This is a genomic window from Streptomyces sp. NPDC050548, from assembly GCF_044457385.1.
Classification (GTDB): Bacteria; Actinomycetota; Actinomycetes; order Streptomycetales; family Streptomycetaceae; genus Streptomyces.
The window spans coordinates 297,703-313,351 of record NZ_JBITGV010000007.1 but is presented as its reverse complement, the minus strand read 5'-3'; the positions used below and the strand labels follow the sequence as shown (position 1 = coordinate 313,351).

General features: G+C 69.1%; 17 protein-coding genes. 11 read left to right on the top strand and 6 right to left on the bottom strand.

All coding sequences use genetic code 11. The annotated features are described in order from the left end of the window. Nucleotides 1-128: 128 nt before the first annotated feature. Genes ACIBJH_RS21815 through ACIBJH_RS21795 form a run of 5 tightly spaced genes read left to right on the top strand, consistent with a single transcriptional unit; the run spans nucleotide 129 to nucleotide 5,131 of the window. On the top strand, nucleotides 129-1,166 hold the full coding sequence (locus ACIBJH_RS21815) for a helix-turn-helix transcriptional regulator (protein WP_399118493.1): 1,038 nt from the start codon (nucleotides 129-131) through the stop codon (nucleotides 1,164-1,166). Continuing rightward, entirely contained in the window at nucleotides 1,163-2,155 is a 993-nt protein-coding gene (locus tag ACIBJH_RS21810; RefSeq protein WP_399118492.1) for a helix-turn-helix transcriptional regulator, read from the top strand. Before ACIBJH_RS21815 ends, ACIBJH_RS21810 begins: the two co-directional genes overlap by 4 nt. Then, on the top strand, nucleotides 2,152-3,150 hold the full coding sequence (locus ACIBJH_RS21805; RefSeq protein WP_399118491.1) for a helix-turn-helix transcriptional regulator: 999 nt from the start codon (nucleotides 2,152-2,154) through the stop codon (nucleotides 3,148-3,150). Before ACIBJH_RS21810 ends, ACIBJH_RS21805 begins: the two co-directional genes overlap by 4 nt. Next, the gene (locus tag ACIBJH_RS21800; RefSeq protein WP_399118490.1) at nucleotides 3,147-4,139 is read left to right on the top strand and encodes a helix-turn-helix transcriptional regulator; all 993 of its coding nucleotides are present in this window, start codon (nucleotides 3,147-3,149) and stop codon (nucleotides 4,137-4,139) included. Before ACIBJH_RS21805 ends, ACIBJH_RS21800 begins: the two co-directional genes overlap by 4 nt. Beyond that, entirely contained in the window at nucleotides 4,136-5,131 is a 996-nt protein-coding gene (locus ACIBJH_RS21795; RefSeq protein ID WP_399118489.1) for a helix-turn-helix transcriptional regulator, read from the top strand. The genes ACIBJH_RS21800 and ACIBJH_RS21795 overlap by 4 nt, the downstream gene beginning before the upstream one ends. Here ACIBJH_RS21795 and ACIBJH_RS21790 read toward each other — a convergent pair. Further along, on the bottom strand, nucleotides 5,094-6,152 hold the full coding sequence (locus ACIBJH_RS21790; protein WP_399118488.1) for a LuxR C-terminal-related transcriptional regulator: 1,059 nt from the start codon (nucleotides 6,150-6,152) through the stop codon (nucleotides 5,094-5,096). The two genes, ACIBJH_RS21795 and ACIBJH_RS21790, sit on opposite strands and share 38 nt — an antisense overlap. 262 nt (nucleotides 6,153-6,414) lie before the next feature. Between ACIBJH_RS21790 and ACIBJH_RS21785 the strand changes: the two genes are divergently transcribed. From ACIBJH_RS21785 to ACIBJH_RS21775, 3 genes are read left to right on the top strand one after another with little or no spacing between them, the layout of a single operon-like run. Next, nucleotides 6,415-7,962 carry a circularly permuted type 2 ATP-grasp protein gene (locus ACIBJH_RS21785; protein ID WP_399118486.1) on the top strand — a complete coding sequence of 516 codons (1,548 nt, stop codon included), beginning with the start codon at nucleotides 6,415-6,417 and terminating at the stop codon, nucleotides 7,960-7,962. Then, nucleotides 7,959-8,891, top strand: coding sequence for an alpha-E domain-containing protein (locus ACIBJH_RS21780; RefSeq protein WP_399118485.1), 933 nt, complete (start codon nucleotides 7,959-7,961; stop codon nucleotides 8,889-8,891). The genes ACIBJH_RS21785 and ACIBJH_RS21780 overlap by 4 nt, the downstream gene beginning before the upstream one ends. A gap of 1 nt (nucleotide 8,892) precedes the next feature. Beyond that, nucleotides 8,893-9,735 carry a transglutaminase domain-containing protein gene (locus tag ACIBJH_RS21775; RefSeq protein ID WP_399118484.1) on the top strand — a complete coding sequence of 281 codons (843 nt, stop codon included), beginning with the start codon at nucleotides 8,893-8,895 and terminating at the stop codon, nucleotides 9,733-9,735. Nucleotides 9,736-9,755: 20 nt separating this feature from the next. Here ACIBJH_RS21775 and ACIBJH_RS21770 read toward each other — a convergent pair whose 3' ends face one another. The 4 genes from ACIBJH_RS21770 to ACIBJH_RS21755 form a co-directional block, all read right to left on the bottom strand. Next, on the bottom strand, nucleotides 9,756-10,373 hold the full coding sequence (locus tag ACIBJH_RS21770; protein ID WP_399118483.1) for a Uma2 family endonuclease: 618 nt from the start codon (nucleotides 10,371-10,373) through the stop codon (nucleotides 9,756-9,758). A gap of 31 nt (nucleotides 10,374-10,404) precedes the next feature. Continuing rightward, the gene (locus ACIBJH_RS21765; protein WP_399118619.1) at nucleotides 10,405-10,920 is read right to left on the bottom strand and encodes an RloB family protein; all 516 of its coding nucleotides are present in this window, start codon (nucleotides 10,918-10,920) and stop codon (nucleotides 10,405-10,407) included. Nucleotides 10,921-10,999: 79 nt separating this feature from the next. Beyond that, nucleotides 11,000-12,238, bottom strand: coding sequence for an ATP/GTP-binding protein (locus ACIBJH_RS21760; RefSeq protein ID WP_399118482.1), 1,239 nt, complete (start codon nucleotides 12,236-12,238; stop codon nucleotides 11,000-11,002). A gap of 75 nt (nucleotides 12,239-12,313) precedes the next feature. Further along, nucleotides 12,314-12,814, bottom strand: a complete 501-nt coding sequence (locus tag ACIBJH_RS21755) for an ATP-binding protein (protein WP_399118481.1) — start codon at nucleotides 12,812-12,814, stop codon at nucleotides 12,314-12,316. A gap of 226 nt (nucleotides 12,815-13,040) precedes the next feature. On the opposite strand from ACIBJH_RS21755, the gene ACIBJH_RS21750 reads away from it, so the two are divergent. From ACIBJH_RS21750 to ACIBJH_RS21740, 3 genes are all read left to right on the top strand, one after another. Then, nucleotides 13,041-13,922 carry a helix-turn-helix domain-containing protein gene (locus ACIBJH_RS21750; RefSeq protein ID WP_399118480.1) on the top strand — a complete coding sequence of 294 codons (882 nt, stop codon included), beginning with the start codon at nucleotides 13,041-13,043 and terminating at the stop codon, nucleotides 13,920-13,922. A 9-nt stretch (nucleotides 13,923-13,931) separates the two neighbouring features. Further along, nucleotides 13,932-14,114: a DUF397 domain-containing protein gene (locus ACIBJH_RS21745; protein ID WP_399118479.1), complete on the top strand. Its 183-nt coding sequence runs from the start codon at nucleotides 13,932-13,934 to the stop codon at nucleotides 14,112-14,114. A 105-nt stretch (nucleotides 14,115-14,219) separates the two neighbouring features. Next, the gene (locus ACIBJH_RS21740) at nucleotides 14,220-14,456 is read left to right on the top strand and encodes a PQQ-binding-like beta-propeller repeat protein (RefSeq protein ID WP_399118478.1); all 237 of its coding nucleotides are present in this window, start codon (nucleotides 14,220-14,222) and stop codon (nucleotides 14,454-14,456) included. Here ACIBJH_RS21740 and ACIBJH_RS21735 read toward each other — a convergent pair. Continuing rightward, a complete protein-coding gene (locus ACIBJH_RS21735; protein ID WP_399118477.1) occupies nucleotides 14,362-15,468 on the bottom strand; it encodes a sugar ABC transporter substrate-binding protein in 1,107 nt (368 codons plus the stop codon). The genes ACIBJH_RS21740 and ACIBJH_RS21735 overlap by 95 nt on opposite strands. Between the last annotated feature and the right edge of the window lie 181 nt (nucleotides 15,469-15,649).

Genomic DNA, 15,649 nt, shown 5'->3' with positions numbered 1-15,649 from the left:
AACGAAGGATTCTCTTACGCATAGTCGGCTTCGTCCTCACTTGATGGTCCCCTCTATACCCCCGTCGGATAAGACGATGGCTCATTCAGGCACGTCATGGCCACACAATCGATGCATCATGTTCCTGCATGTTCAGGACCCTGGGGGGTGGAGAATTCGTGACAAAAGGGACGCAATCGGGGCATCCCCATGCTGTAACAGACCTTTGCGACGACGGTAGTCGGCTCTACGCCAACGCACTTCGCGCTGGTCGCATCGCGAGAGCGGACGTGGAGGCCGCTCCCTGCCTGATGGAGTTCGCCCTGCTGTACCCGGACCCCGACGACCCCAATTGGCTGTGCCCCGTGGCACCGTCGGTCGCCCTGGCACAGCGGCTGCATCCCGTGGAACGGGAGATCACGGAACGCAGGCGGTTCTCCATCCAGCTCGCCGACGCCTTCGAACCCTTCATGGCCGCCACCGCCCAGAGCCCCACGTCCACCCACGCCATCACGGTGCTGGAGGGCCGGGACCGGATCAACGCCGCACTCAACATCGCGACATCCGAGAGCCAGACCGAGGTGCTCAGCGTGCAACCCGGGGGCCGGCGCCTGGAGAGCAACCTCCTGAAGGGACTGGAACGAGACAGGCCGCTGCTCGAACGCGGGGTCCGGCTGCGGACGCTCTACCAGCACACCGCCAGGCACAGCCCGGAGACCCTCGCCTACGTGGACCAGATCTCCAGCGGCAAGGTCGAGGTCCGTACCATCGACGAACTCGTCGAGCGGCTCATCATCTGCGACGAGACCGTCGCCTTCATCCCCATACGCGAGGATCGCCAGGTCGCTCTCGAACTGCGCCACCCCGGCCTGGTCCGCTATCTGATCAAGGTCTTCGAGTTCATGTGGGTCCGCGCGGTCCCCCTCCAGGCCGGAACCCCGTACGAAACCGCCCCCGACGGCATCACGGACATCCAGCACTCCATCGCCAAGCTCCTCATCGAGGGCCACGTCGACGAGGCCATCGCGCGCCGCCTCGGCATGAACGTGCGGACCTGCCGGGCCCACATCGCCAAGCTCGCCACGGCCCTGGGCAGCGGCAGCCGCGCGCAGCTCGGCTTCCTGATAGCACAGTCGGGGATCCTGAACCAGGACCACCCCACGCCGGGAGGAGACGGCCCACTGTGACCGATGCGCACACGCACGGAGCGGACGACCTGTGCGCGGCAGGTCTGAGCCTGTACGTCCGCGCCCTGCAGGCCGGGCGGGTGCGGGTCGACGACACCGACGAGGCGCCGTGTCTGGTCGGTCTCGGGCTGCTGCAACCCGAGATCGAGGACCTGGGCTGGCTACGGCCCGTCGCTCCCGGCTTCGTACTCCACCGGCTGCATCGGATGTCCGCGGAGCGCATCGCGGACGAGCGGCGCCGCGAGGAGCGCCTGGAGACCGTCTTCGGCCCGCTGGTGCGGCTCGACGGCTCCGGTACGGCGACCACGGACGCGCCGACCCTCACGGTCCTCCGCGGCAGGGACCGCATCAACACGGCGATCAGCGAGGCCATGGCGGACGCCACGGACGAACTGCTCGCCATCCAGCCCAGCACCAACCGTGACACCCGGCCGACTCCCGAGGCCCGGGCCCTCGCCCTCGTCCGCGACCAGGCCCTGCTGGACCGCGGCGGCCGCATCCGCACCCTCTACCAGCACACCCAGCGCTACAGCCCCGTCGCCCTGTCCCGCTACGAGCACCTGCGCGGCGACGCGGAGGCCCGCACCCTGGACGAGGTCACCGACCGCCTCCTGGTCGTCGACCGGCAGGTCGCGTTCATCCCCGCCAACACGGACCTCACCCTCGCCCTCGAAGTCCGTCACCCCACGCTGATCAACTACTTCGTGAACACCTTCGACCGCCTCTGGCACCTCGCCACCCCCATGTACCCCGAGGCGGTCCAACAGCCCTCCCTGAACGGCATCACCCCACGCCAGCACGCCATCGCAGGACTGCTCATCGAGGGCCACACCGACGCGGTCATCGCCCACCGCCTCGGCATGAACATCCGCACCGCCCGCGTCCACATCGCCAAGCTCGCCGCCACCCTCGGCAGCGAGAGCCGCGCCCAACTCGGCTACCTCATCGCGGAATCCGGAATCCTCAGGCAGGAGGGGGCGGCAGAGTGACATCCGCGCGCCATCCGGAACACGGTGTGGAAAACCTCTGTCCCGCCGGAACGCAGCTGTACGAACGCGCCCTGCGCCAAGGGCAGGTGAACCGCCCGGACGCCGACACCGCGCCGTGCCTGCTCGACCACGGCCTGCTCCAACCGGCCGTCGAGGACCCGGACCGGCTGGAGCCGGTCGCCCCCGCCGTGGCGCTCCACCGGCTGCTGCGGATGTCCGCGGAGCGCATCGCGGACGAACGGCGCAGGGAAGAGCGCCTGGAGACCGTCCTCGGCCCGCTGATGCGGCTCGACGGCTCCGGTACGGCGACCACGGACGCCCCGGCCCTCACGGTCCTCGACGACAAGGACCGCATCAACACGGCGATCACCGAGGCCCTGGCGGACGCCACGGACGAACTGCTCACCATCCAGCCCAGCAGCAACCGTGACAGACGGCTGACCGACGAAGCCGAGGCCATCGCCGTCGCCCGCGACCAGGCCCTGCTGGACCGCGGCGGCCGTATCCGCGCCCTCTACCAGCACACCCATCGCTACAACCCGTACGCCACGTCCCGCTACGAGCAGTTGAACGGCGACGCGGAGGCCCGGACCCTCGACGAGGTCACCGACCGCCTCATCGTCATCGACCGGCAGGTGGCGTTCATCCCGGCGAACGCGGACCGCACGACGGCCCTCGAAGTCCGCCACCCGGCGCTGCTCACCCATTTCGTCACGGTCTTCGACCGCCTCTGGCACCTCGCCACCCCCATGTACCCCGAAGCGGTCCAACAGCCCTCCCTCAACGGCATCACCCCACGCCAGCACGCCATCGCCAGTCTGCTCATCGAGGGCCACACCGACGCGGTCATCGCCCACCGCCTCGGCATGAACATCCGCACCGCCCGCGTCCACATCGCCAAACTCGCCGCCACCCTCGGCAGCGAGAGCCGCGCCCAACTCGGCTACCTCATCGGGCAGTCGGGGATTCTCAGACAGGAGGGAACGGCGGAGTGACATCCCTGCCCCACGCGGAGCACGGTGTGGAAGTCCTGTGCCCCGCCGGAACGCAGCTGTACGAACGCGCCCTGCGCGAAGGGTGGGTGAACCGCCCGGACGCCGACACCGCGCCGTGCCTGCTCGACCACGGCCTGCTCCAACCGGCCGTCGAGGACCCGGACCGGCTGGAGCCGGTCGCCCCCGCCGTGGCGCTCCACCGGCTGCTGCGCACCTCGGGGGCGCGCATCGCGGACGAACGGCGCCGCGAGGAGCGACTGGCCGAGGCCTTCGAACCGCTCATGCTCATCGACGGCCACCGGCCGGCAACCGCCGGTACCGAGACGATCAACGTCCTGAGCACCTTCGACCAGATCGAGGGGACCATCGCCGCCGTCATGGCCGAAGCGTCCCGGGAGGTGCTGGCGATCCAGCCGCGCAGACGGAACCCCGAGTCCCTCGAACTCAGCCTCGACGCCCTGAAACAGGATCAGGCCCTCCTCGACCGCGGCGGGCGCATCCGCACCCTGTACCCGCACGCGCTGCGCCATCTGCCCGCCGTCCTCGCCCGCTACGAGCAGTTGAGCGGAGACGCCGAGGCCCGCACCCTCGACGAGGTCACCGACCGCCTCATCGTCATCGACCGCACGGTCGCCTTCATTCCCGCGAACGCGGACCGCACGAAGGCCCTCGAAGTCCGCCACCCGGCACTGCTCACCCACTTCGTCACGGTCTTCGACCGCCTCTGGCACCTCGCCACCCCCATGTACCCCGAAGCGGTCCGGCAGCCCTCCCTCAACGGCATCACGGTCCGCCAGCGCGCCATCGCCGGCCTTCTCGTGGAGGGCCACACCGACGCCGTCATCGCCGACCGCCTCGGCATGAACATACGCACCGCCCGCGTCCACATCGCCAAACTCGCCGCCACCCTCGACAGCGAGAGCCGCGCCCAACTCGGCTACCTCATCGCGGAATCCGGAATCCTCAAGCAGGAAGGAGCGGCGGAGTGAACACACTGCCGCACCCCGAGCACGGCGTGGAAGACCTGTGCGCGGCGGGCATCGAGGTGTACGAACAGGCCCTGCGCGAAGGGCAGGTGAGCGGCTCCGAGGCCGAACGGGCGCCCTGTCTCCTCGACTTCGGGCTGCTGACCCACTCCGTCACGGATCCACGGCGCCTGGAACCGGTCACCCCCGAGGTCGCCTTCCACCGGATGCTGAGCGCCATGGAGGAGCGCGTCGCCGAGGAGCGCCGGCGCGAACAGCGGCTCGCGGAGACCTTCGAGCCTCTGTTGCGGATCGACGGCCGCCGCGCGGGCCCGGAGCAGGTCCCCACGCTCAGTGTGTTGAGCGGCGTGGACCGGATCGGCTCCGCCATCGCCCAGGCGCTGGCCGCGAGTTCGGGCGAGCTCCTCGCCATCCAGCCGCACGTCTCCCACAGCAGCCATACGGCCCCGGAGGCCCATGTCGAGGCGCTGGCACGCGACCAGGCCATGCTCGACCGCGGCGGCCGCATCCGCACGCTCTACCAGCACACCCTGCGCCACGCACCGTCCGTGCTCGCGCGCTACGAACGGATCCGCGGCAACGTCGAGGCGCGCACCCTGGACGAGGTCCCGGACCGCCTCATCGTCATCGACCGGACGGTCGCCTTCCTCCCCGCCAACACGGGCCGCACGATGGCCCTGGAAGTCCGCCATCCCTCCCTGGTCGCCTTCTGCGTCACGGTCTTCGACCGCCTCTGGCACCTCGCCACGCCCTTGTACCCCGAGGCCGAAGCGGTCCGGCAGCCCTCGTTCAACGGCATCACGACCCGCCAGCGCGCCATCGCCGGACTCCTCGTGGAGGGCCACACCGACGCGGTCATCGCCGACCGCCTCGGCATGAACATCCGCACCGCCCGCGTCCACATCGCCAAACTCGCCGCCACCCTCGGCAGCGAGAGCCGCGCCCAACTCGGCTACCTCATCGGGCAGTCGGGGATTCTTGATCCGCCGGAGTGAGCTGGGCGGGCAGGTCCGGCATCCGTGCCGCGGCGCCGTCCAGGCCCACCTGGGCGATACGGACGCCGAGCTGGGTACGGCTGGCCGCGCCGAGGGTCTCCGACAGCCGGGCGATGTGGGCACGGCAGGTGCGGACGCTTATGCCGAGCCGTTCCGCGATCACCGCGTCCTGGTGGCCCTCCGCGAGCAGGGCCGCGATGGACTGTTCGCGGTGGGAGATGCCCTCGATGCCGGTGTCGGGGAGGGGGGCCGCGACGGGAATGGCGAGGCGCCACAGCCGGTCGAAGACCGTGACGAAGTAGTCGATCAGCGCCGGGTGGCGCAGTTCCAGCGCCATGGTGTGGTCGGCGTTGGCGGGGATGAAGGCGACCGTCCGGTCGAACAGGATCAGCCGGTCCACGACCTCGTCGAGCGTCCGTGCCTCGACCGCGTCGCCCATCAGCTCCAGGTAGTTCAGCAGGCCTTGGCCGTGCCGGGCGACATGGGTGTACAGGTCGCGCATCCGCACCCCGCGCGAGCGCAGGGCCAGGGCACGGTGCAGGCCCTCGGTGAGTTCCGGTTCGCGACGGATGCCGCCGGGCTGGACGGTGAGGACCTCGCCGGTGCAGGCCTCGGTCGCGGCGTCCATCGCCGCCTGGATGCGGGCGAGACCGTCCAGGACGCGGATCGCGGCGCCCTCCAGCGCCCCGGACGCCAGCGCGGACGCCTCGATACGGCGGCCCAGACCGGCGTACCGCTCGAAGGCGTCGACCGCCGAACCCACCCGCCGGTGGCTCTCGCTGACCTCGTCGTAGACCCCGCGCAGCAGCCGGGTCATGACCTCCTGCGGGGAGGTCGGCACCAGCCAGTCCATGTCGTCGGGGTCGGGGTGGAGGAGGGCCAGCTCCAGCAGACACGGCACCGGTTCGGCGTCCGTGCGCGGCACCCGGCCCCGCCGTACGGCCCGGGAGTACACGAGGTCCCCGGCGTCGCAGAGTCGGTCAGCACCGTGTGGATGCGCGTCCGTCCCGTGCCCGGTCATTGCCCATCCCACCCCCGGTTCCCGGCTCTTTGCAGCGCAACTATGCGCGGACCGGACCTGCTCCGCAACACGGCTCCCGCTCGAACGAGCCCCGAAAACCACCGATATCGCTCACTATCTCCCCACCTCCGCGTGCCACCTTGCAACAAGCTGGGGGGTACCCGGCCTCGGCCGCCGGCCGCTTCGCCGTATCACTTTCCGCGTGAGCTGCCGGAAATCACTCAGAGATCGTCGTGTTACGTACCGCCTCTAACGTCCCCTCATGGCGGACATATTTGACGCATACGCATTGGCCGATGCGTGGGACGAGATGTTTGTGCGGCCGGGTGAGGTCAGAACCGCCTACGAGCCGGTACTGGCGGCACTCCAACCGATCGAGCCGAGTGAACTGCGCTTCCGCGCGGACCAGATGGCCCGCGCCTTCACCGACCGCGGTGTGACCTACGCCTTCGCGGGCGAGGAACGGCCCTGGCCACTGGACCTGGTGCCGAGGATCATCGACGCGCTGGAGTGGGATCTGATCCAGCGGGGCGTGGCGCAACGCGTACGCGCGCTTGAGGCCTACCTCTCCGACGCGTACTCCCACTGCCGCGCCTTCGAGGACGGGGTCGTGCCCTGGCGGCTGCTCCTCAACTCGGCCCATTTCCACCGGGCCGCGCAGGGCGTCGAACCACCGGGCGGGGTCCGCATCCATGTCGCCGGCATCGACCTGGTCCGGGACGAGGCCGGGGACCTGCGGGTGCTGGAGGACAACGTGCGGGTCCCCAGCGGGGTGTCGTACGTCATCGAGAACCGCAGAGCCATGACGCGGATCTTCCCGTCCCTCTTCGCCGAGCAGCACGTGGTCCCCGTGGACGGGTACGCGGGACGGCTGCTGGCCGCCCTGCGCGCCGCCGCGCCCGCCGGGACCCAGGACCCCCGGGTCGTGGTCCTCACCCCGGGGCCGGGGAACGCCGCCTACTTCGAACACGCCCTGCTCGCCCGGCTGATGGGCGTGCAGCTGGTGGTGGGGCACGACCTGACGTGCCGCAACAACCGGGTGTGGATGCGCACCACCCGCGGCGAGGTGCCCGTCCATGTCGTATACCGGCGCCTCGACGACGACTTCCTCGACCCGCTGCACTTCCGCCCCGACTCGGTGATCGGCTGCCCGGGCATCATGAACGCCGCCCAGGCCGGGAACGTCACACTCGCGAACGCCGTGGGCAACGGCATCGCGGACGACAAGCTCCTCTACACCTACGTCCCCGACCTCATCCGCTACTACCTCTCCGAGGAACCGATTCTCCCCAACGTCGAGTCCTACCGCCCCGACGAGCCCGGCCAGTTGGAGGCGGTCCTCGACCAGATCGACCAACTGGTCGTCAAGCCCGTGGACGGCGCGGGCGGCCAGGGCATCGTCATCGGACCCAAGGCCGACGCGAAGACCCTCGAACGCACTCGCAAAGCCGTCGCCGCCGACCCGCGCGGCTGGATCGCCCAGCGCCCCGTCGCCCTGTCCACCTCCCCCACCCTCGCGGGTGAACGCATGGCACCCCGCCACATCGACCTCCGCCCGTTCGCCGTCAACGACGGCACCGACGTCTGGGTCCTCCCCGGCGGCCTCACCCGGGTCGCCCTCCAGGAGGGCAACCTGATCGTCAACTCCAGCCAGGGCGGCGGCTCCAAGGACACCTGGGTGCTCGCCGAGGGCCCCACCGAACAGCCCGAGCCGCTCACCGCGGACGGCACACCCCCCGAGGTGGCACCCCGCCAGCTCGGCCCCGACGGCAACCCCACGGTCGTACAGGAAGGGGCGCAGCAGCAGTGAACGACGTGATCCTCTCCCGGATAGCCGAGGCCCTGACGTGGACGGGCCGTTACGTCGAGCGCGCGGACGCCACCGGGCGCATCCTCGACGCCTATCTGCACCGCCTGCTGGAGGACCCCTGGCGCGACGAGGACGTGGCCTGCCGGTCGCTGTACGCGATCCTCGGGGTCGACGCGGGCGGCCAACGCGTCGACATGCAGCAGGTGTTGGACCAGCTCGCCTTCGACGCCCGTTCGACGTGCTCCATCGAAGGCGCCCTGGGCGCGGCCCGGTTGAACGCCCGCAGCGCCCGCGAGGCCGTCTCCTCGGAGATGTGGGAGTGCCTCAACTCCACCTGGCACGCGCTGGCCGACCAACGCCTCGCGGCCCGCCGTACCGGCCCCTACGCCTATCTCGAACTCGTGCGCAGACGCGCCGCGTTGTTCTTCGGCCTCGCCGACTCCACGATGAGCCGCGACGACAGCTGGCGCTTCGTCGTCCTGGGCCGGAGTCTTGAACGGGTGGACATGACCGTACGACTGCTGTCCGTACGGGTGTTGGACGCGGCCCACGCCCCCGACTGGCCGACGCTGCTGAGCGCCTCGGGCGCCGACGAGGCGTACGCGCGGGTCTACGGCGGCTTCGGCGACACCCCGCGCGTGGCCGAATTCCTGCTCCTGGACCGGGACTTCCCCCGCTCCGCGCTGCACGCGCTGACGACGGCCGAGGAGTGCCTCGCCGCGCTCGGCCGCCCGCGCCAGGACCCCGCGCGCCGCCCCATCGGCCGGCTCCGCACCCGCCTCGAATACCTGGACTCACCCGCCTTGGAGGAACAACTCCCCGCACTCCTCAAGGACTTGCAGCACGCCTGCATGGCCTCGGCGGAGGCGGTCGCGGAGTTGTTCTTCCCGTACCAGGGGCCCGTCGAGTGGGCCCAGGAAGGAGCCTGAGATGACCCGTAGGCTTCGTATCCGCCACACCACCCGCGTGTCGTACGCCCAGGCGGCCGTGTCCTCCCACAACGAGGTACGGATGACCCCCCTGACCCTCCCCGGCCAGACGACACTGGACGCGCGCGTCACGGTGAACCCCACGACCCCCACCTGGTCGTACTGGGACTACTGGGGCACCCAGGTCACCGGCTTCGACCTGATGGACCCGCACGCGGACCTCACGATCACGGCGTCGAGCCTGGTCGAGACCTCCCCCGCGGACGCGCTCGCCCCCGCCCCGACCTGGCAGGAGGTGACCGAACGCACCACGAACTCCCGCCTGTTGGAGTTCATCGGCCCCACAGTGCGTACGACGGTCCCGCCGAAGCTGCTGAAGAAGGCGAGGAAGGCGGCCGTGGGCCTCGACCCCCACGAGACGGCGGTGGCGGTCTCGGCGCTGGTCGCCGACCGGGTGTCGTACCTCCCTGGAGTCACCGGCGTGAACACGTCCGCCACCGAGGCCTGGGAACAGGGCGCGGGCGTCTGCCAGGACATCGCCCACGTCACCATCGCCCTGCTGCGCGGCCTGGGCCTGCCCACGCGCTATGTCTCCGGCTATCTCCACCCCGAACGCGAGGCGGAGCTGCACCGCCCGGTGGCCGGCCAGAGCCACGCGTGGATCGAGTACTGGGCGGGCGACTGGTGCGGCTACGACCCGACGAACCGGACCCGGCCCGACGAGTCCCATGTGGTGGTGGGGCGGGGGCGCGATTATGACGACGTGACTCCGCACAAGGGGATCTACCGGGGGGTGGCGGGCGGGCCGCCGGAGGTGACGGTGGAGTTCACGCGGGTGGCGTAGCCCCCGGGTCGCGTCCTGTCTCAGCCCCGCTTCGGGCCGGTGATCGCCTCGCCGATCACGAATCCCTTGGCGGGGCCTTCGGGGATCGTGACTTCGGTGCCGTAGGGGACGCTGTGCACTCCGTTCCAGTCGGCCTTTTCGGGCTGGGGGTGGTTCACGACGGTAACGGTGCCGTGGCCGTCGTAGTCGTCGATGATGACGTAGACGGGGATGCCGGCGCGGGCGTAAGCGCGGCGTTTGCGGACGCGGTCACGTTCCTGGTGGCGCCTGCCGCGCGAGACAACCTCGGCAACGAGGCACACGGCGGAGGCGGCGACCCCGAAGTCCTCGGGATCCGCGCACGGTTGGAGTTCCAGTGGTGCGATCACGAGATCCGGGATCCACACACTGCGCTCGTGGACAACGGCCAGTCCCTGATAGGCGCCGAACCCGTCCCCGGACCCGCTCGTGGGCAACGCATCACGCAGCCGGTTGACGATCAGACCGTGGCGTACGCGGCCGATGCGCTGGATCTCAAGGGCGCCCTCGATGATCTCGGCGCGACAGCCGTCTGGCGGCTCCAGATTCTTCCACGCCCGCCAGAGGATCGCGTCCAGGTCGGACTGGTCCGGGTCGGTTTCGGCATCGGTCTCGATCACGAGTGCTCCCCTTCGCCGGCACATGAACTCCTCACCGCTGACCGGCGATCCTCTCCACCAGTGACCACATCCCAGTCGCCGGATTGACCTCGTATTCCTTGCCTTGCGGAGCGAGCGGCTTCGCCCTTGTCAGCGCGTCACGCCAGCCTTCCGCGAAGTGGCGGAAGTCGAGCCGGGACTTGTCGTACCGGGACAGGTGCCGGGTCAGGTGAGGAAGCAACTCGCGGTATGTCCCGGCGTACCCGGTGTGCACCGCGAAGTGCAGGATGAGCCAGAGCTCGAAGCAGGGGTTGGAGACCGCGACTTCGACGCCCGCCTCCCTGGCCATCGCGATCGCACGCGGTACATCCAGGAACTCGTCCACATCGAAGACACACCACACCTCGTCGAAGTCGGCGGGGGACAAGTCCCGTTGTACCTCCGCGTACTTGACGAGCTGGGAGGGAGAGCACGACTTCGTGGTGATCCTGACGGTGACGGCCGGATTGGCCACGTGGGCGACCAGTCCACGTAAGTAGTCCCGCTCGGTCACCTGGGCACCGCACACGACCAGCAGCCTCAGTCTGGCCTCCCGCTTCCCCGCCACCCGCCGCAGGTCCGATTCAAAGGCCGGGCGACGGCGCCCGCTACTCTTCGGGGTCCTCGCCACCCGTACCCTCCCGCAGAGCGACCGCTGCCGCGAACAGTTCTTCGCTGAGCACCGGTACGGCACCGTAACTACCGCCGAGATAACGGCGCTCCCGGCTCTCCTCCAGGCGTGGCTTGAAGTCGGAGAGCGGGAAAAGGGCCGTCTCGCCGTACTCGTCCTTCTCCACGAACCACACCTGGTCCCGCTTGAGGATGTCCTCGCCCCCGCTGCGGCCGAGAAGACTGACATCGTGGGTGGTCAGCAGGAGCTGCGCCCCGCGCGGATTGGTCGCCGGATGCTGGAAGAGCCGGATGAGGTGAGCGGTGAGCCGTGGGTGGAGGCTGGAGTCGATCTCGTCGACGACCAGGAGGCCTCCGTCCCGCAGTGCGTTCAGCACGGGGCCCGAGTACGCGAGCAGGGCCTTCGTGCCCGCCGACTGGTCGTCGTAGGAGAGACGGACCGTGCCTCGGCGGGCCTGTTGTTCCACCCAGACTCGGGGGATCGCGAAATCCCGCTGGCGGGGGGACTCCCCCGTGCCCTCCTCCCACTCTGCTCCGACCCCCACGATGCCCAGGTCCGCCGCGCGAAGAAGACCGACGATCGCCGGCACCTGTTCGGAGTGTTCAAGCATTCGGCCGATGCGCCGCAGAATCAGCCGCCTGGTCCGAAAGTCTCCCGACTCGAAGGCAAGCGCCCGCAAGAACCATTCGTAGACCGGCAGCACCGCCTCCTGCTGGGAGCGGGCGGCGATGGTCAGAAAGAGCACGTTCGGCGCGGTGATCTTGCGGACGAGGTCGAGCTCCTTGCGCGGTGAGGTGTCGCCGAAGGTGAAATCCTGGTCGTTGCGCTGGAAGACGACCCTTTTGCGTCCGTGCGGGTAGCTGTAGAGCCACTCGTCGAGCACGCGCTCGTCCTCGACACTGAAGCCGTAGGCGTACCGGGTGCCGCCCAGCAGCAGGTCCACGACGTACCACGACGGCTCATGCACAGCTTCCTCGTCCAGGACGAACGGGAACCGCTCGATCTTCTCGCCCGGCTCCGCCTCACGATGTGACGAGCGCACCATGCGGGCCATGTAGCGCAACGCGTCCACCACGTTCGACTTGCCTGCGGCGTTCGCCCCGAAGACCGCCACCACCGGGACCGCCGGCCGCTCCGTACCTTCCGGCCGGTCGGCGTCATACACCGGCGCGAGCAACAGTTGCTGCTCTTCCCTGAGGGATCGATGGTTCGCCATCCGGAAACTCAGGAGCACAGCCCATCACCTCCCTTCTGAGGTCAGAACACATTCTGTGCGGAAAACTCGCAGGAATCAGCTTCTGTCTCCAGCGTACGGCCAAGCAAGGTCCGCCGAAAGATCTGTCATGCGGACAGGTGGCGCGCCCGTGAACCCACCCAGCTCGAACCACACCCCCTTCGCGAACCGCCCCGCCCTCTCGCCCGCGACTCCCCACGTGTCCGCCATCTCCTCGACGAGGGCGAGCCCCCTCCCCCAGCAGGTGATCGCCCCGGCGGTGGACTGCGCGACCACGGGCGGGTCCGGACTCTCGTCGAAGACGCTGACCCGGAGGCAGGCCGGGCCGAGCCGGAGGCGGATCATCGCGGAACCCTTCGTGTGCAGGTGGACGTTGGTGACGAGTTCCGAGGTGCACAGGGCGGCGGGCATGACGAGGGGTTCGCGGTCGTGGGTGAAGAGGACGGCGCGTACGAAGTCCCGGCAGACGCGGGGTGCGGTGGCGTCGGCGGGGGCGAAGAGGCTGTAGTCGTGGGTGAGTTGGGCGGGGCGGTGGGGTGCGCGGCGGGCTGGGTCCATGGGTTTGGCCTCCGGTGTACGAGGGGTCCGTGCCCGGCGATGGCGACGCCCGGCGTGCGGGTGCTCTGTCGGCTTATGGGCAGGGGGAGTTGAGCGGACTCGGTGTGTAACCGACTCCGCACTCACCGTAGAGGCAAAGGGTTATACATCTCAACCTGTTCGCAGAAGTCGATGGACCAACCACTCCGCGCAGTGCAGACTTCGACGAAGCCGCCAAGGAGTAACAGTGGGACTACGCACCACCATCAGCGAACGTCAGCACCGCCTGGGCTTCGAGCTCAAACAACTGCGCGAACAAGCGGGGTTGAACGCAGCTGAAGCAGGCCAGCGGATCGGCATGAGCCGCGCCCAGCTCAGCCACATCGAGCTGGGCCGTACATCGATCCTGACCGAGCGACTCCTGGAGCTGTGCCAGACATACGGTTGCACAGACAAGCCCTATATTGACGCACTGGTGTCCATGTCCGAGGCGACCGGCAAGGGATGGTGGAGCGCATACAAGAAGCACCTGGGCTCCGGCGGCCTCAACCTCGCCGAACTGGAAGCCCAGGCTGTGGCCCTACGGGTGCACGAGTCCCTGTTCATCCCCGGGATCTTCCAGACCGCGGACTACGCGCGGGCCATCTTCAACAGCCCCGAGCTGGGCTTCGGGAACATCGACGAAGCCGTGAGGTTCCGCCTGGAACGGCAGAGCATCCTGACCGACAGGAACCCGCCCTCCGTCCATGCCGTGATCCACGAGGCGGCGCTGCACATGAGGTTCGGCAGCGCCCAGGTCGTACGCGAACAGCTGGTGCGGCTCATCGAGTTGGCCCGCTTCCCCCACGTGACCATCCAGGTCTATCCGTTCAGCGCGCAGGCGTACGCAGCACTCAGCGGGAACTTCGTCCATGCCGTCCCCCGCGCGTCGCGGCTCGGCACCGTGGTCCTGGACCGCGCGACGGGCACCGACTACCTGCGCGAGCCGACCCAACTGGAGCAGTACAGCTCGCTGTTCGCCCGGCTCGCCGACAACGCCCTTGATCCCGTCGACGTATCGTTGGCCCCCGAAGCACACTCGGTGAAGGACTCCCTTTCCCTCATCCAGCACCTGCTCTACACGCTCTAGGAGGCCCGCATGTCCGAACCGCACTGGCAGAAGTCCTCGTTCAGCGGAGCCCCCGACCAGAACTGCCTCTACCTCGCCACCGCCCCCGACAAAACGATCCGCCTCCGCGAGAGCGACACCCCGGACGTCATCCTGGCCGCCGCGCCGGAGCAACTCGCCGCCCTCCTGCGGCACGTCAAGTCCCAGGGCTGAGACCCGACTTCGGGCCGAAACACACGAACTCGGCCTCGACGCGCCGCGCTTGCGTACGCCGCCCTAAGGGGCGCCGCCGCCCCGGGAGCCAAAGGCGTCGACCGGGTGACCGCCGGAGCCGTGGTGCCGGTGCTCAGCGCGTTCGGCGGGGCCGTACGCCCCTCGCCCGCCGTGGCCGGCGGGGTCGCGTACGTGGGCAGCGACGACGGGCGGGTCCGCGCCGTCGGCGCCGCCGACCGAACCCCCGCTACTTCAACCCGGCCGCGTCGCAAGCCGTCTTGTACTTGCTGGTGCAGATGTCGGAGATCTTGTAGATCCCGTCCGCGACCACCGTCGTCTTGATGTTGTCCTTCGTCAGCGCGACCACGGACACCAGCTGCGCCGGGATCTTCTTGTTGGTGGGGCTGTCCACCGAGTCACGGGTGAGGGCGTCGAACTCGATGTCCTTGCCCTGGACCCTGGCGACCGCGATCTTCGCGGCGGCCTCGGCGAGGTCGGGGTAGGGCTTGTAGACGCTCATGTACTGCTCGCCGGTCACGATCCGCTGCACCGCGGTGAGTTCGGCGTCCTGGCCGGTGATGGGCGGCATCTTCGTCACGCCCGCGTTCTGCAGGGCCTTGACGATGCCGCCGGCCATGGCGTCGTTGGCGGAGTACACCGCGGCGATGTTGTCCTTGCCGAGCTTGTCGATCGCCTCGGTCATCTCCTTCTGGGCGATGACCGGGTCCCAGGCCTTGGTGTTGTAGCTCGCGGCGACCGTCACCTTGCCCTGCAGCTCGGACAGCGCCCCCGCCTTGAACACCCCGGCGTTGGGGTCGGTCGGCGAGCCGTTGATCATGACGACCTTGTCGGAGGTGTCCACGTCGCTGCCGAGCGCCTCGACCAGGGAGCGGCCCTGCACCTCGCCGACGAGTTCGCCGTCGAAGGAGACGTACGCGTCGATCGGTCCCTCGGCCAGGCGGTCGTAGGCGATGACGGGGATGCCGGCGGCCTTGGCCTTCTTCACCATGGGCAGGATGAGGTGCGAGTCGACGGAGTCGAGGATGATGATGTCGACCTTCTGGTCGATCATCTTCTGCATCTGCGTGTCCTGGACGCTCGCGACACCGCCCGCGTTCTCGTACTCGGCCTTGCCCTTCTTGTCGGTCAGTTCGCTGACCGTCGACTTGATGATCGGGAAGTCGAACTCCGCGTACCGCGTGTTCGTCTTCTCCGGCATGAGGACGCCCACCGTGATGTCGTTGCCCTTGGCCGGGGTGGCGTCCGAGCTGCTCCCCGACGAGTTGAGCACGCCACAGGCGGCCAGGGGCAGGGCCAGCGAGGACGCGGCCACGGATATGGCGATACGACGCATTGGTGAGCTCACTTCTGGTGCCGTCCGGACGTGGGCGCAGCATTGCAACCCAGGTGACTGAAAAGCCAACGCGGCTGCGGCCATCGGCGTCAAGCGGAACTACTTAACGAGATGGCAACGCCACGTTCCGTTTGGTATGTGGAGACGTTGCGGAACCCCATCCAAACGCTCTTTACCGACC

Coding starts and splice junctions, on each gene's coding strand:
- ACIBJH_RS21775 (WP_399118484.1), top strand. CDS start 8,893: ATGACCCGTAGGCTTCGTATCCGCCACACCACCCGCGTGTCGTACGCC.
- ACIBJH_RS21815 (WP_399118493.1), top strand. CDS start 129: ATGTTCAGGACCCTGGGGGGTGGAGAATTCGTGACAAAAGGGACGCAA.
- ACIBJH_RS21735 (WP_399118477.1), bottom strand. CDS start 15,468: ATGCGTCGTATCGCCATATCCGTGGCCGCGTCCTCGCTGGCCCTGCCC.
- ACIBJH_RS21760 (WP_399118482.1), bottom strand. CDS start 12,238: ATGGCGAACCATCGATCCCTCAGGGAAGAGCAGCAACTGTTGCTCGCG.
- ACIBJH_RS21790 (WP_399118488.1), bottom strand. CDS start 6,152: ATGACCGGGCACGGGACGGACGCGCATCCACACGGTGCTGACCGACTC.
- ACIBJH_RS21785 (WP_399118486.1), top strand. CDS start 6,415: ATGGCGGACATATTTGACGCATACGCATTGGCCGATGCGTGGGACGAG.
- ACIBJH_RS21745 (WP_399118479.1), top strand. CDS start 13,932: ATGTCCGAACCGCACTGGCAGAAGTCCTCGTTCAGCGGAGCCCCCGAC.
- ACIBJH_RS21755 (WP_399118481.1), bottom strand. CDS start 12,814: ATGGACCCAGCCCGCCGCGCACCCCACCGCCCCGCCCAACTCACCCAC.